General features: G+C 63.6%; 17 protein-coding genes. 6 read left to right on the forward strand and 11 right to left on the reverse strand.

Annotated features, from left to right (window positions below):
• The first annotated feature begins 315 nt into the window (after nt 1-315).
• Entirely contained in the window at nt 316-1,449 is a 1,134-nt protein-coding gene (gene odc2 / locus NLY42_RS13640; RefSeq protein ID WP_023671923.1) for an ornithine/lysine decarboxylase, read from the forward strand.
• A 147-nt stretch (nt 1,450-1,596) separates the two neighbouring features.
• Complete coding sequence (locus NLY42_RS13645) at nt 1,597-2,268, forward strand: GNAT family N-acetyltransferase (RefSeq protein WP_023683273.1); 672 nt, start codon at nt 1,597-1,599, stop codon at nt 2,266-2,268.
• Nucleotides 2,269-2,337: 69 nt separating this feature from the next.
• Here NLY42_RS13645 and NLY42_RS13650 read toward each other — a convergent pair whose 3' ends face one another.
• The 8 genes from NLY42_RS13650 to flhA all read right to left on the reverse strand — a co-directional run bounded on the left by NLY42_RS13650 (nt 2,338) and on the right by flhA (nt 7,909).
• Nucleotides 2,338-2,622: an SCP2 sterol-binding domain-containing protein gene (locus NLY42_RS13650; protein WP_023683274.1), complete on the reverse strand. Its 285-nt coding sequence runs from the start codon at nt 2,620-2,622 to the stop codon at nt 2,338-2,340.
• 194 nt (nt 2,623-2,816) lie between these two features.
• Entirely contained in the window at nt 2,817-3,365 is a 549-nt protein-coding gene (locus NLY42_RS13655; protein ID WP_023683275.1) for a hypothetical protein, read from the reverse strand.
• Between the two features lie 28 nt (nt 3,366-3,393).
• Nucleotides 3,394-3,810, reverse strand: coding sequence for a hypothetical protein (locus NLY42_RS13660; protein ID WP_023671919.1), 417 nt, complete (start codon nt 3,808-3,810; stop codon nt 3,394-3,396).
• A gap of 13 nt (nt 3,811-3,823) precedes the next feature.
• Nucleotides 3,824-4,396 carry a rod-binding protein gene (locus NLY42_RS13665; protein WP_023671918.1) on the reverse strand — a complete coding sequence of 191 codons (573 nt, stop codon included), beginning with the start codon at nt 4,394-4,396 and terminating at the stop codon, nt 3,824-3,826.
• Nucleotides 4,397-4,485: 89 nt separating this feature from the next.
• A complete protein-coding gene (locus NLY42_RS13670; protein WP_023691742.1) occupies nt 4,486-4,620 on the reverse strand; it encodes a hypothetical protein in 135 nt (44 codons plus the stop codon).
• A gap of 67 nt (nt 4,621-4,687) precedes the next feature.
• Complete coding sequence (locus NLY42_RS13675) at nt 4,688-5,071, reverse strand: hypothetical protein (protein WP_023755016.1); 384 nt, start codon at nt 5,069-5,071, stop codon at nt 4,688-4,690.
• Between the two features lies 1 nt (nt 5,072).
• A complete protein-coding gene (gene fliR / locus NLY42_RS13680) occupies nt 5,073-5,825 on the reverse strand; it encodes a flagellar biosynthetic protein FliR (RefSeq protein ID WP_023691740.1) in 753 nt (250 codons plus the stop codon).
• Nucleotides 5,822-7,909, reverse strand: coding sequence for a flagellar biosynthesis protein FlhA (gene flhA, locus NLY42_RS13685; protein ID WP_023671908.1), 2,088 nt, complete (start codon nt 7,907-7,909; stop codon nt 5,822-5,824). The genes fliR and flhA overlap by 4 nt, the downstream gene beginning before the upstream one ends.
• Nucleotides 7,910-8,032: 123 nt before the next feature.
• Here flhA and NLY42_RS13690 point away from each other — a divergent pair, with 123 nt between their 5' ends.
• Complete coding sequence (locus NLY42_RS13690) at nt 8,033-8,332, forward strand: putative quinol monooxygenase (protein ID WP_023755015.1); 300 nt, start codon at nt 8,033-8,035, stop codon at nt 8,330-8,332.
• A 39-nt stretch (nt 8,333-8,371) separates the two neighbouring features.
• Here the strand turns inward: NLY42_RS13690 and NLY42_RS13695 are convergent, their stop codons facing one another.
• Nucleotides 8,372-8,683, reverse strand: coding sequence for a hypothetical protein (locus NLY42_RS13695; RefSeq protein WP_155922379.1), 312 nt, complete (start codon nt 8,681-8,683; stop codon nt 8,372-8,374).
• A 162-nt stretch (nt 8,684-8,845) separates the two neighbouring features.
• On the opposite strand from NLY42_RS13695, the gene NLY42_RS13700 reads away from it, so the two are divergent.
• The 3 genes from NLY42_RS13700 (at nt 8,846) to NLY42_RS13710 (ending at nt 11,099) form a co-directional block, all read left to right on the forward strand.
• Nucleotides 8,846-9,115 carry a hypothetical protein gene (locus NLY42_RS13700; protein WP_023755014.1) on the forward strand — a complete coding sequence of 90 codons (270 nt, stop codon included), beginning with the start codon at nt 8,846-8,848 and terminating at the stop codon, nt 9,113-9,115.
• Nucleotides 9,116-9,286: 171 nt separating this feature from the next.
• Entirely contained in the window at nt 9,287-10,672 is a 1,386-nt protein-coding gene (locus NLY42_RS13705; RefSeq protein WP_023755013.1) for an NAD(P)/FAD-dependent oxidoreductase, read from the forward strand.
• Nucleotides 10,673-10,730: 58 nt separating this feature from the next.
• Entirely contained in the window at nt 10,731-11,099 is a 369-nt protein-coding gene (locus tag NLY42_RS13710) for a cupin domain-containing protein (RefSeq protein ID WP_081730900.1), read from the forward strand.
• Between the two features lie 23 nt (nt 11,100-11,122).
• On the opposite strand, the gene NLY42_RS13715 is transcribed toward NLY42_RS13710, so the two are convergent.
• Nucleotides 11,123-12,766, reverse strand: coding sequence for an MFS transporter (locus NLY42_RS13715; RefSeq protein WP_023671898.1), 1,644 nt, complete (start codon nt 12,764-12,766; stop codon nt 11,123-11,125).
• 223 nt (nt 12,767-12,989) lie between these two features.
• On the reverse strand, nt 12,990-14,858 hold the full coding sequence (gene asnB / locus NLY42_RS13720) for an asparagine synthase (glutamine-hydrolyzing) (RefSeq protein ID WP_023728384.1): 1,869 nt from the start codon (nt 14,856-14,858) through the stop codon (nt 12,990-12,992).
• Nucleotides 14,859-14,917 lie beyond the last annotated feature (59 nt).

The following is a 14,917-nucleotide window of genomic DNA, read 5'->3' on the forward strand; positions in this document are numbered from 1 at the left end:
CACCTTGAAGCAACGACGGTGCGGGCCTTTCTGGTGTTCTGCCGGTCGTCCAAAGACCGGGGTTACTGAAGAGGCACACCTTCATTGCCGGCAGTGCGGACGGGTCTCCCATCCAAGCCAAGGCAGACAAAGCGAACCGAGGCCGGGCAAGGCCAAGGTTCACCGCCGCGAGACGGCGTTTCATGGTTCCGGGGTCTCCACCGGCTGGTTCCATGGATTTCCGTCCCGCCTTTGTTTGACCGCGTGTTCGCGAGGCCGAAAGCCCGCGTCCCGCAGCCTTATTGCGCGCCGCAAGGCGTTAATGGAGAGACCCCGATGGCCACCCAGCGCATCCTCGACTTCCTCGCCACCCGACGTCCGTCCGGCCCCTGCCTCGTCGTCGACCTCGATGTCGTGCGCGACAATTTCCGTGCCTTCGAGAAGGCGCTGCCCGATTCCAGGATCTACTATGCGGTGAAAGCAAACCCTGCGCCGGAGATCCTGCGCCTGCTTGCTGCGATGGGCTCGTCCTTCGACACCGCTTCCGTTGCCGAGGTCGAGATGGCGATGGACGCCGGTGCGCCGGCGGACCGCATCTCCTTCGGCAACACCATCAAGAAGGAGCGTGACATTGCACGCGCCTACCAGCTCGGCATTCGGCTGTTTGCCGTCGACTGCGTCGAGGAGGTCGACAAGATCGCCCGCGTCGCTCCCGGCGCGCGCGTGTTCTGCCGCGTTTTGACCGACGGCGAAGGCGCCGAGTGGCCGCTGTCGCGCAAGTTCGGCTGCGTGCCGGCGATGGCCGTCGACGTGCTGCGCCATGCCAGGACGCTCGGCCTCGACGCCTATGGCGTGTCGTTCCATGTCGGCTCGCAGCAGACCGACCTGACGGCGTGGGACCGTGCGCTGGCCGACGCCAAGAAGGTGTTCGCCACGCTCGCCGACGAAGGCATCGTCCTCAAGATGGTCAATATGGGCGGCGGTTTCCCGACGCGCTATCTGCGTGACGTGCCGGCGGCCCAGGCCTATGGCCAGGCCATCTTCTCGGCGCTGCGCAAGCATTTCGGCAATGCGATCCCTGAGACCATCATCGAGCCGGGCCGCGGCATGGTCGGCAATGCCGGCGTCATCAAGTCGGAAGTCGTGCTGATCTCCAAGAAGGCCGAAAACGACAATGTGCGCTGGGTGTTCCTCGACATCGGCAAGTTCGGCGGTCTGGCCGAGACGATGGACGAGGCGATCCGCTATCCGATCGTCACCCGCCATGACGGCTCGGAGACAGCACCTTGCGTGCTCGCCGGCCCGACCTGCGATTCGGCCGACGTGATGTACGAGAAGACGCCGTATCCGCTGCCTCTGTCGCTGACCATCGGCGACGATGTGCTGATCGAAGGCACCGGCGCCTACACGACCACCTACTCGGCGGTCGCCTTCAACGGCTTCGAGCCTCTCCGATCCTACGTGATCTGACGGCTTCGGCCTTCAGATCACCTCAGGCGGACGTTTGCGTCCGCTCGGGTTCGCCTGTGGAACAAGCTCCGCTCGTGAAGGATCGCGGAAATGGACATTGTAAATTACATTGATGGTGCCGTGGGAATCTCCCCCCTTGAGGGGGAGATGGCAGGCAGGCCAGAGGGGGTCGTCTCGCGTGAAGCGCCGGCATCCCTCGTCCACGACGCGGTGTCGCGTCAGGTCGTGCCGACCCCCTCTGTCGCCTTCGGCGACATCTCCCCCTCGAGGGGGGAGAGTGCCCGCGCCATTCCCATCGTCGCCGAAACTGCGGCAGACATTGCATCGCGTGAAGCGTTGCTCGATCGCGCCATGGGGCCGATGCGGCGCAAGAAATCGTCGGAGAAGCTGCGGCGCGGCCGCCGGCCTTCCGAAGGCCTCGCTTTTGTCGTGCGGGATGCCGCCGGCGCGGTTGCCGGCACGGTGCGGCTGTGGGACGTGCGTCTTGGCGAGGGCGGCCCGGGAGCACTTCTGCTCGGACCGCTCGCCGTCGATCCTGCGCTGAAGAACGCCGGCATCGGCTCGGCGCTGATGCACCATGCTTTGGCCGAGGCCGCGCGTCTCGGCCATGCCGCGGTGCTGCTGGTCGGCGATGCGCCTTACTATGGCCGCTTCGGCTTCTCGGCGGAGAAGACCGGCGCGCTTGCCATGCCTGGTCCGTACGAGCGGCACCGCCTGCTGGCGCTGGAACTGATCGATGGTGCGCTCGACGGCGCGCGTGGCACGCTGAGGGCTGCAGGTCGCAAGCTCAAGGCGCAGAGGCTGTCGCTGGCCGCCTGATTGGTCAAAAACAAACGCCGCCGGTCCTTTGCATTTCAGCGAGGGCGGCGTTTTGTTTTTGCGAAGGGCTCAGCCGATCAGTTGGCTGAGCGCCATGGCGACCGACATATCGCCTTCGACCTTTATCTTGCCGGACATGAACGCCATGGTCGGGTTGAGGTCGCCGGCGATCAGCGAATCGAGATCGTCGAGCGACAGCTTGATGGTGCAGTCGGTCGGCGCATCGGTGGTCGAGACGGTCGCGCCGTCGATGACGATGACGCCGTTGCTGCCGGTATCGAACTTCACGGAATGTTCGAACCCGGCGCTCGCCACGCGCGACCTCATCTTCTCGGCAATGTCCTGAACGCTCATGACTGTTCTCCTGGTCTCGTTGCGTTTTGCCGCGCTTCAGTGACCGGCGTCCGCCGAGTCGCTGTCTCGCGCGTGCCGCGATCCTGGTCGCTTGGCGCATATAGCTTCGAGTTGACGTAAACGTCAACGCGCGATGCGTCATCTCGTTTCAGTCGGAAGGAATGCGGCAGAGAACATTCGCCCTGCGACGAAGGTTAGTGTTCAGCAGCGGGCTTCGCCGCCTCGGCCTGGGCCGATTCCGCCGGGGCCGGTTCGGTCGGCGTGGCCGGATCCTTGCGGCGGCGCATGGCGTTGTCGCGGATTTCGTCCTTGGTCAGGAAGTTGACCTGGTCGATCAGCACTTCATGCACCAGGTCGGCGCCGACGCGGGCGTTGACGGTGTCGCGTATGGCCTTGCGGAAGGCATCGAGATCGATGGTTTCCTTCTTGGTGAAGTCGATCTGAGGATTGGAGTAGAGATAGGAATAGACCTGATCGGTCATCAGCGCTTCGGCCGGAATCGACATCTTCTTTATCTCGGCCGGCTCGACCGTGTAGACGAGCTTGGTGAGGAAATAGCCGTCGATCTTGGAATCGCGGATCAGCGGCACCGAGATGATGTCGGTCTTGACGTAGTCGAGGCCACCCAGCATCGGTTTCGGCGTCTCGCCGACGCCGCGCTCACCGGCCGCCTGGAACGAATAGAACACCGCGCCAAGCGTGGCGGCGCAGATCCAGATCGCGGCAGCGATGAATTTGATCACCGGTTGTTCCCGCCTGTTGCCGAGATCATCAGCTCGCCCAACCGAATTCGCCGGCCGAATAGGTGCCGTCGGCTTCGGCGCGCTGAATGGCGTTCTTCAACAGCGTGGCGACTTCGTTGACCGCGTTGAGGTGGGCGAGGATTGCAGCCTCGTTTTTCGCGAGCTTCTGGCGCAGCCGCGCCAGACTGTCGCGATGCTGTTCCAGGAATTCGATCTCGTTGGCGCCCTTCATGGCGCGGGTCAGCTCATAGAGGTAGCGGCTCTTGCGGGCGTTGGAGGCCTTGAGGTCATAGCTGGTGTCGTTCTTCAAACCGGCCGTCTCTTCCTCGACCGCTTCCTCGATGCGGCCGATGATGGCGGCAAGGTTGCCCGGCCGTGCAAACGGGATCGGCGCTTCGGACGTACGCGCCGGCAGGTTGGAAGAGTATTTTGAAAAATCGGCCATTGAAAATCCTGGTCTAGATCTTGATTTCGGTTTTGATGGTCGTCTCGTCGCCGGTCATCGACCGTGCGGCCTTGCGCTGCAATTCCTCGACCAGCGAGGTGGACAGCCGGGTCTGCTGGTCGATCTCGGTCTTGTGCGGCCCGGTTGACACCGGGCCGATCGGCACGGTGCGCTTGCCGTCCTTGTAGTGGTCGGCGAGCAGCGATTTGGCGATGCCGATCCCGCCGCGCTCGGCCATGACGTCGGCGACACGCTCGGCAAGCTGCGATTTCCACATGTCGCCGGCCAGCCCCTTGCCGTAGACGCCCTCGGTGTCCTTGGGCAGCATGTTCTGGATGAAGGTCTGCAAGACCATCGCCTCGAACTTCTTGAACTTGCTGGCGGGATCGGCATTTGCGGCGGCCTTGTCGGCGGTAGCGCGCGACAGGATCGAGCCGGCATCGACCGAAGCAGCCATGTCGACAGAAAAATTACCGCCAACGCCGTTGGCCCGCTTGGCCAGCGCGGCACGGGCAGCCTCGATATCCGCCGGGTCGACGGCTCGGGCAACATCGAGAACGATGTCACTGGGTGGAGAAATCGCCAAGAAAGTCCGCCTCTTTGCCGGGTTTCCTGAGCGACCATGCCGCAACAAGCTTGTGGCAGGCTTGCCGGCTCGAAATCCTTCGCCGGATGCTAGGCCATTGCTATCAGCAGCGGCAACTCCGGCTGGGTCGATGCGATCTGGTCGTTTGCGGTGGGCGCTGCCGGCGTCGCCATGGTCAGATCGTAGGTGGCGTAGGCGCAGAGGCCGAACACGGCGCCGTACACCCAACACAGCCCGCCGCACGGAACGAAACCGAACGCCGTCCGCAGGTGACCCGGCTCTAACTTCCGATTATTCCTGCCCTCGCCTCTGCGCGATCAGATCGAGCCGGTCGCGGTCGGAGCGTTCGCGTTCGTCCTGTCGGCGCACGTCCTTGTAGGCACGTTCGACCATGTTGGTGCGCGCCGTCGCAGTGGCGATGAGCGTGATCTCCTGCCTGGCGCTTTCCAGGCTCGCTTCCTGCCGGACCAGCGCATTGGCGATGCGGCGATGGTAGAGGTCAGGGAACAGCACCGCCATCGACTGGTCGGCGTCGAAATGCTGGACAAGTTCCCTGGCCTCGGTTTCGGCGGTTGCCGCTGCCGCCAGGAAGGCCGCATGGCGCGTCTCGTGCAGGGCCTTCAGCTGCTCCTGCACCTTGACCAGTTTCTTCAGCCGTTCCTTGCGCGTGCTCATCTCACCTCGCCAGCGTCAGATCGACAAAGCCGTCGACGAACAGCGACAGCATGGTGCCGATGGCGAAGTAGAAGATGATCATGCCGCCGGCGATGACGAAAGGCAGTGAGATGAAGTAGACCGGAATCTGCGGCGTCAGCTTGTTGACGAAGCCGATCGTCAAATTGACCAGGATGGCATAGGCGATGAACGGGCTGCCGAGCCGGATGACCAGGAAGAAGGCGTCCGACACCGTGTCGGTGAGATCGACCAGGGCGGCCTGCGGATTGAAGAAGACGTTGACCGGCGCCACCGTGTAGGAGGCGACCAGAGCGCGGATGATCTCGTGGTCGAAATCGAAGACGAAGAGCAGCAGCAACGCTGAAAACGAGATGATGGCGGCGAGGGCCGCCTGCGGCTCTGGCTCCTCGATGGCGGGGCCGCCGGTGCCGCCATAGCCGATCAGCATGGCGATGGCCGAACCCATGAAGCGCAGCGCCTCCATGTAGAGCCTCGTCATCGCGCCGATCAGCCCGCCGACCAAAAGTTCGGAGATGATCATCGGCGCCAGCACCTGCGGACGCGCATCGACGAAGGGAAAGATCTTGTCCCACAGGAAGGCGAGCAGGCCACCGGTGGCGGCGATCGACACGAACAGCCGGACCTGGACCGGCACGCGGGCGCTGGACAGGCCCGGCATCAGCATGAAGCAGGCGCCGATGCGACAGAAGGCGAGGAAGGCGGCGATGACGACGCCTTGCGACAGTATGTTCACGAGATCGTCCCGAGCACCTTGATCTCGACGCCCTTGGCGATTTCGACATGGGAGAGAACGGGAAGCGTCGTGAACAGGCGCTCGATGATCATGCGCACATAGGGGCGAGCATCGGGCGCGGTGACGAGGACAAAACGCTCGCCGGCCTCGAGATGCTTGCGGATCGCCTTGGTCGCGTCCTGGCCGAATTCCTCCAGCTGGCGCGGGTCGATGTCGAATTCGCGCACCTCGCCCTTGGCGTCGCGCTTGAGGCTCTGGTGGAAGGCGAGGTCCCAGCGGTTGCCGAGGCGCAGCACCTTGAGCATGCCGCCCTCGGAGAGATCGCCGCAGATCTGCTGGGCCATGCGGATGCGGACATGCTCGACGATCTGCTCGGTGCGGCGCACATGCGGCGCGATCTCGGCGATAGCCTCGATGATCAAATGCAGGTTGCGGATCGATACGCGTTCGGCCAGCAGCAATTTCAGCACCGCCTGCAGGCCGGGATAGGAGATGTGCGAGGTGCAGATCTCGTCGGCGAGCTTGCGGTATTCCGGATCCTGGCGCTCGAGCAGCGCCTTCATGTCCTTGTAGGACAGAAGCTGCGGCAGGTTGTTGCGGATCACCTCGGACAAATGGGTGAGCAGCACCGACATGTTGTCGGCAAAGGTATAGTTCTCGCGCTTCAGATCCTCGGCGAAGGTTTCGAGCACCGAGAAGGCGCGCATGCCGAAGGCCGGCTCGCGGATTTCCTCGCCGGGAACGTCGGGCAAATCCCGGTTGCCGAGCAGCACCATGATCTCGCCGACGCGCATCTGGTATTCGGCGACGACGGTGCCGTGGACCTTGATCTGATAGCTTTTCGGCGGGATGCCGAAATCGTCAGCGACGCGCACTTCCGGCACGACGAAGCCATATTGCGTGGCAAATTTCTTGCGCATCTTGGCCATGCGGAACACCAGTTCCTGATGCGACACCAGCAGCCGCGTCGACAGCTGTTTGCCAATCAGAAGCTCGATCTCGGCGGTGGTCAGCGAAGCCTTGACCGAGTTCTTCTCTTCCTCGACCTTGTTCGCCTTCTCCAGATCCTTGATCGCTTCGGCGGCGGCAGCCTCTCGGTTGGCGCGCATCGGGATGACGTAGCCAAGGCCGGCCATGCCGGCGGCCAGCGTGAAGAACGGGAAGAACGGCAGGCCGGGCATCAGGCCGAGCAGGACGAGCAGCGAGGCCGCGACATAGAGCGCGCGCGGATGCGCACCGAGCTGGCCGAACACCGCCTGGTTGGTCGAGCCGCGCGTGCCGCCCTTGGACACAAGCAGGCCGGCGGCGAGCGAAACGATAAGCGCCGGGATCTGGGTGACGAGGCCGTCGCCGACCGACAGTTTGATGAAGACATCGGCGGCTTCGCCCATGCCCATGCCGTGCCTGATGTAACCGATGGCGATGCCGCCGACGATGTTGATGGCGGTGATGATAAGGCCGGCAATGGCGTCGCCGCGGACGAATTTCGAGGCGCCGTCCATCGAGCCGAAGAAGGAGGATTCCTCTTCTAGCTCGCGGCGGCGCAGTTGCGCTGTCTTGTCGTCGATCATGCCGGCGGACAGGTCGGCGTCGATCGACATCTGCTTGCCGGGGATGGCGTCGAGGGTGAAGCGGGCGCCGACTTCGGCAATACGGGTGGCGCCTTTGGTGATGACGATGAAGTTGACCACAATCAGGATCATGAAGACGATCAGGCCGATGACGAAATCGCTGGCCATCACAAGTTTGGAGAAGCCGGCGATGACATAGCCGGCGGCGTGCGTGCCCTCATTGCCGTGCGACAGGATCATGCGCGTGGTGGCGATGTTGAGCGATAGCCGTAGCATGGTGGCGATCAGCAGCACGGTCGGGAAGGACGAGAAATCGAGCGGCCGCTGGATCCACAGCGCCACCATCAGGATCAGCACCGACAGTGCGATCGAGAAGGCGAGGCCGATGTCGATGAGGAAGGCCGGGATCGGCAGGAACAGCACGGCCAGGATGATGACGATGCCGATGGCGAAGAAGACATCGCGGCCGTTCTTGGCCACTGTTCCTGTCGCTAAGCTTTCGCTGACGGCCATATCGTCCCCAATCACAAGCCTGCCGAGCACGCGACAGCCCTTCGAGCCTAACCGGTCAAGCTTGCGCGAGGGTGGGAGGACTGGTTACTTGCCAGGACGACAGAGGCCTTGAGGAGAGAGATCATGCTGGTGATCATCGGCACCATTCGCCTGCCTGCGCAACGGCTCGACGAGGCAAGGCCGGCCATGCGGCGCATGATACTGGGCAGCCGTGCGGAGCCCGGCTGCATCGAATACTCCTACGCGCAGGACGTGCTCGACGCCGGGCTCATCCATGTAACCGAGGTGTGGAGCGACAGGGCCGCGCTCGACGCGCATTTCCGCTCGCCTCACATCGCCGATTGGCGGGCGAGCTGGGCATCGCTCGGCATAGGCGAGCGCAACCTCATGCTCTATGAGGCCGGCGAGCCGAAGCCGATCTGAGGACCGGGCACAGTCAAGAAGGCGTGGGCCCAAGAAAGTCTAGCAGGCGTTGACCTGTCTGCAGGACCATCCGCCGCCATCGGTATCGTGGCAGTCTTCATAGCTGCCGTAGCAGGTGTTCGTCGAATTGCGATACCAAGGGTAGCCGCCAGGACAGCAAACATCTTGTTGTGCAGTCTGGATAAATTCCTTTGCCGGCCGGCTTTGGTTTTCCGGATTGCCTCCCGCCAAAAGAGACATCGGGTGCGACACAACAGACCCAAACGGCATATCCATGCTTGAATTGCTCACCGCAGACGAGCTCAAAAAAATCATGCCAACAGCTAATGAAAAAAGTCCCCGCGCACTCATCTTCTCCTCCTTGAGGGACGGGCAAAAATAACACAGCTGCGTCGATTGCGTAAGCGACCGCTCATATACCTCGACACGCTCGCGGGGAATTGAAGCGGGGCGGGAAGCCTGACTGCGCCTCAGCGCCAGAATGGCGCCGCAAGCAGCCGGCATTATGTCGGCGTGCTGATCGTCGCCGAACTGCACAGCGATCCGTCCGATGGTGAGACGCCGGTGCTGGCGCCGGCCAAATTCCGGCATGCGGTGCTGGTGCCGACCATGAACGTCCAGTCCACCGGCGAAACCATCCAGCGCGCCGTCGCCGAGGAACTGGCGGTGGTCGAGAATTTCGACAACCGGGCCGTTGTCGGGCTTTTGACCGAGGGCCATCTGATACGGCGCTACGCCGAGGAACTCGACAAGGCGCGGCGCGACCTGTCGGGCGAAGACTAGGCCTCGGCCCGCATCTTAAATGTCCCTACTCGGCGCTTGCCACGTCGACGGCAGCGATGCCAAGCTGCTGGCGGACGACGCAAGCGCCGACACCACACTCACCTGATTCCATCTGGCCTGATCCCATCTGGCCTGATCCCATCTGGCCTGATCCCATCTGAAAGTCATTCCATGCAAGCCAAGCGCAATGGCGACAAATCGTTCTGGTATGCGGATCTGGGGGCGGTTCCCGTTCCGCGCCCGCCCTTGCCTGGAAACATCGAGGCCGATGTCGCCATTGTCGGCGCCGGCTATACCGGCCTGTGGACCGCCTACTATCTGAAAAAGGCGAAGCCATCGCTGCGCGTCGTGATCGTCGAGCGCGAATTTGCCGGCTTCGGCGCTTCGGGGCGCAATGGCGGCTGGCTGTCGGGCGGCTTCAGCTGGTCGCGCGAAAAATATGTCAAGACATCGAGCCGGCAAGGCGTGATGGCGATGCAGGCTGCGATGGCAGGCTGCGTCGACGAAGTGATCCGGGTCGCGACCGAGGAAGGCATCGACGCCGACATTCGCCGCGTCGACAATCTGACGGTGGCCACCAACGCAGCGCAGTTGGAGCGTGTGCGCGAAGAATGCGAGACGATCCGTTCCTGGGATGTCGACCCGAACCGCGTCGAGATGCTGGACGCCGCCTCAACGCGCACGCGCATCAACATCCGTAACGTCATGGGCGGCTTCGTCGTGCATGGCCAGGCGCGGGTGCAGCCGGCCAAGCTGGTGCGTGGGCTTGCCGATGCCGCCGAGCGGCTGGGCGTGCCGATCTATGAGAAGACGACGGTGACAAGCATCGCCAAGGGCAGCGTGACGACAGACCGCGGTACGGTGCAGGCGGAGACGATCATCCGCGCGACCGAGGGTTTTACATCAGGCATCCCCGGCGAGGAGCGGACCTGGCTGGCGCTCAACAGCGCGCAGATCGTGACCGAGCCGCTGCCGCCCGACCTGTGGCGCGACATCGGTTGGGAAGGGCACGAACTGCTCGGCAATGCGGCGCATGCCTATTGCTATGCCCAGCGCACGCGTGAGGGACGCATCACGATGGGCGGACGCGGCGTGCCTTATCGCTACGGCTCGCGCACCGACGTCAACGGCCAGACGCAGCAGGCCACGATCGACCAGCTGCACACGATCCTGACGACGCTCTTGCCGCAGACCAAGGGATGCCGCATCGATCACGCCTGGTGCGGCGTGCTCGGCGTGCCGCGCGACTGGTGCACCACGGTCGGCCTCGACCCCGCGACCCGCATGGGCTGGGCCGGCGGCTATGTCGGCCTCGGCGTGTCCAGCTCCAACCTTTCGGGGCGCACGCTGGCTGACCTTGTTCTCGGGGCAAACACCGAGCTGACGAAGCTGCCCTGGGTCAACCGCAAGGTCAGGCCATGGGAACCGGAGCCCTTCCGCTGGCTGGGCGTGCATTCGATGTACCAGCTTTATCGCATTGCCGATGGCCGCGAGGCGGCAGGGCTTGCGCACACCTCGAAGCTGGCCGCGTTGGCCGACAGCATCACCGGCCACTAAAGCCATTTGTTCTCACGCAATTCCGGGGCAGACCGCTTTCCTGGAATTGCTCTTATCCATGGAGCTAGACTTGATCGATCTTTCGACCTTCCGCGATCTCGCCAAGGCCGAGATCGGCGCGTTCTCTCCTAAGCCAACCTCGATTGAAGGGGATCAGGTCGAGGCCGTGCGCTCGTTCTTTCAATCGCCGGACGGGACTGTCGATGTCGGCATCTGGGAATGCACGCCCGGCCGCTTCACCGCCGATCGTTCGGACTCGTCGGAGATCTGCCACATCATTTCGGGGCGCGTGGAACTGAGCCGCATCGATGGCGAGGTGCGGGAACTCGGTCCGGGCGATCTCCTCGTCCTGCCGCAGGGTTGGAAGGGCGAGTGGCTGATACGCGAGACCACGCGCAAGCTCTACATGATCCAGAGCGCCGGCTGACCGGCGCTACGGCTATGGCGAGCTCAGTGATCGATCGGCCCCTTCGGCGAGACCAGCGCGGTGCCGGCGGTCGTCGGGCGCTCGATCAGGCGGCGCACGCGCGGCGGTTCGTCGCCGCTGTGCAGCGCCCGCACCCGCTCGCCGACGACGGCGTCGGCATGGGTGGCGCGCCGGTTGTGGCGGATGTATTCCAGCCAGGTTGGCGTGTGGTAGTGTTCGATCCAGACTGCGGGATTTTCTAGGTCCCGAGCCAGCGTCCAGTTGCGGGCGCCGTCGCGGCGGCGGATGCGCCCGCGCTCGGCCATGGTGGCGAGGAATTCGGGCACATCTTCGTCGCGGATAATGTACTCTATCATGATGGCGATGGGGCCGCTGCGCGGCTTCAGGTCGAGGCCGAGATGCGGCTCCTTGAAGCGGTTGAGCGGGTCGAGGTTGAGAGTCGTCTGCTGCGGCAGCGGCAGGAACAGGCCGATGGCGCCGCCAACAAGCATCGCGATGGCCGCCGCAATCAGCGCGGTTTCGGCGCCATGCGCATCGGCAACGACGCCCCAGATCCAGCTGCCCAGCGCAATGCCGCCGAAGGTCGCCGTCTGGTAGACCGACAGCACCCGGCCGACGACCCAGCGCGGCGTCGACATCTGCACCGTGACGTTGAAATGCGACAGCGCGATCACCCAGCAGGCGCCGCCGATGAGCAAACCCGCCGCAGTCTGCCAGGCATTGAGGCTGATGGCGGCATTGAAGGCGCAGACGGCAAAGCCGGCGAAGGCCATCCGCACCATCGTCTCGCTGGACAGCAATTGTCTGAGACGCACGCTTATCAGCGCGCCGCCGACGGCGCCGATGCCGAAGGCGCCGAGCATGATGCCGTAGGTCAAGGCATCGCCCTTGACGACGTCGCGCGCCACCAGCGGCAGCAGCGCCAAAACCGCGCCGGCGCTGAAGCCGAAGGCGGAGCCCCTGACCAGCACCTTGCCGATGTTGGGCGACATGGCGACATAGCGCAGGCCGGCGCCCATGGCGGCGCCCAGCGTCTCGCGCGGCAGCGTCGAGACCGGCAGCTCCGGCTTCCAGCGGAAGAGCACGATGATAAGACCTATATAGCTCAGCGCATTGGCGGCGAACGCAGCAGCCGCACCAGCGGCGGCAACGATGATGCCGCCGATCGCCGGGCCGACGCTGCGTGTCAGGTTGAAGCCCAGTGAATTGAGTGCAACCGCGGCCGGCAGCTTGTTGCGCGGCACCATGTCGCCGACCGATGCCTGCCAGGACGGGTTGTTGAGCGCCGTGCCGCTGTCGATTAGGAAGGTGAAGGCAAGCAGCGTCCACGGCGTCATCCAGCCGTTCCAGGTGAACAGCGTTAGAAGTGCAGAGACGACCAGCATGAAGATTTGGGCGATCAGCATCACCTTGCGCCGGTTGAAGCTGTCGGCGATGGCGCCGGCGACGAGTGCAAACAGCATGATCGGCAGAGTGGCCGAGGCCTGGACCAGCGCCACCTGATAGGGCGACGTGGCGATGGTGGTCATCATCCAGGCGGCGCCGACGCCCTGGATCAGGCCACCGAAATTCGACACCAGGCTGGCCGACCAGACGGCGCGGAAGATGCCGTGCCGGAACGGCGCCAGCGCCGAAACGCGTTCGCTGTCCGGCTCGTCATCGATCATCAGACCTGTCCCACCTTAACGTGCTGGTTTCGTCCGCCGGGACGACAATCATGGCATCCGTTTGAGATAGAGCACGACATCCAAAAGGGCGAACGCGTCTTCGAAAAAGATCATGGTCCAACAACAGGATAGCAAGGCGAAAATACGTCAGCCGGGAAGGGTTCGCTACCCAGAGCGATGTTCTCATTGGTCCACTGCTCGGGGCTGTCGGCCGCGCGCGAAGTCAGCTTCTGTCCCGGGCAGCGGTATGCAAGGCTTCGGTCAGCGTGCCTGTCGTCTCGCCGCCGGCGTGAAGGCGCAGGAAAAGCTCCATGCCGACAAGCCGCAGCCTGGACGGTTGCTCGCGCCGCGCCAACTGGACCATGTCCTCCAAATTCGCGGCGGGCCATTTCAAGGCATCGCGCAGGAAACCGCCGCGTAGCAAAGTCTCCGTGCCGGCCGAAAATTGCGACGACATCTCGAAGCCGATCTTGCGCGCCTGGACGTTCTGGCGCGGAATATGCTTTTCAGCGACCTTTCGCAAAAGCCATTTTCCTGTCTTGTCGCGGTATTTCTGCCGCCTCGGCAAATGGATGGCGAAGTCGATCAGGCGGTTTTCCAGGAACGGGACCCGCAGTTCCACGGACGCCGCCATGCTCAGCCGGTCGTGCCGGTGCAGTATGTCCTGCAGATGCGAATAGAGGTCGTAGAGGCAACTACCGAGAAAGGCGCGATCCGCGGGCGGCATAACCGGCTCCAGGCGGTCGAAGATCTCGGTTTGCAGGAAATTCAGCTCCGGCGACAAAGCACGCAGGACCATGCTGCGATCCATTTGTGAGTGGCTTCCAGCCGAGACCTTGTAGGGGGCATGACGCTGTTGCTCGAATCTCCGGTCGAGCGAGCGTTTCGAATGGACCAGGCGCCGGGGCCACGACCAGGAACGCCACTTCTTCATGCTCAAGGCCTGCAATGGGTAGCCGCCAAACAATTCGTCTGCGCCTTCGCCGGTGAGCAGCACCTTGACGCCATCGGCCCGGCATCGTTCGGCAAGCGCCAGCAGCGCGACATGGCTGGCGTGCCAGCCATCGCTTTCAAGATGCCAGATTACCCTTGGCCAAAGTTCGAAAAACCGGTTCCTGTCGACCTGCACCCGGCGCAAGGGCACGCCCACATGGCGGCCGGTGCGTTCGGCGTCTTCGGCCTCGCTGTGACCGAGCTGCGGGTCGACGACATAACCATGGACTTCCGGCCTGAACCGCTTTGCCAGCGCCGTTATCAGGCCGGAATCGACACCGCTGCTGCAAGCGGTGGCAACGCTGGTATCGGCGATGCAGTGAAGCCCGACGCTGTCCTTGAGCAACGCCTCGAGCGTCGCCATGTGTTCAGCATCAGCGGATGCATCGCCGGTAATGCGCGCGGTCTCCAGCACGTCCAGCACATGCCAGAAGCGGCGCTTCTCGATAACGCCATCGGTGATCTTCCACAGGCCGGCGGGCGGCAGGCGCTCGATGCGGTCGAACAGGCTGTAGCTGGAATCGCGGCTCTGCCAGGCAAGCCGCAAGGTGATCTCGCGGCTGTCGATGTCGCGCGGAAAACCGTCGCAGGCGAGGATCGCCTTGTCCTCCGAGGCGAACAGGATTCGCTCCGGCGTGTCGGCCACCGACATCGGCTTGATTCCAAGACGGTCACGCGCAAGCCACAGCGCACTGCTGCGAGCGTCGAAATAGGCGAAGGAAAACATCCCGTCGAACAGCGGCACGGCTTTTTCGGGACCCCAGTGATGCAAGGCTTCGAGAACCACTTCGGCATCGCAGATGGTTCGAAAGACGACGCCTTGCGCCTGCAGCGTTTCGCGCAACGAGCGGTAATTGTAGACCTCGCCATTGTAGACGAGAACGCCATCGCCGGAAGAAGTCAGCATCGGCTCACGGGCGGCGGGCGAGGGATCGATGATGGTCAGTCGGCGGTGACCGAGGGCCAGCCGATTGTTGTGCCAGCTGTCATGATCGTCGGGGCCGCGATGTACCAGCGCCTGCATCATGCTGGCGACATCCGACAGGTCGTTGGCGTCGATCGGGTTTCGTTTGCGCCAGACGCCGGCTATTCCGCACATGGCCTGCCGGTGAGTTCTGCCTGAGTCATGGCCTGCAATCTAGCCGGAACACAGCCGCC

The sequence above is a fragment of the Mesorhizobium sp. C372A genome (assembly GCF_030323245.1).
Taxonomy (GTDB): Bacteria; Pseudomonadota; Alphaproteobacteria; order Rhizobiales; family Rhizobiaceae; genus Mesorhizobium.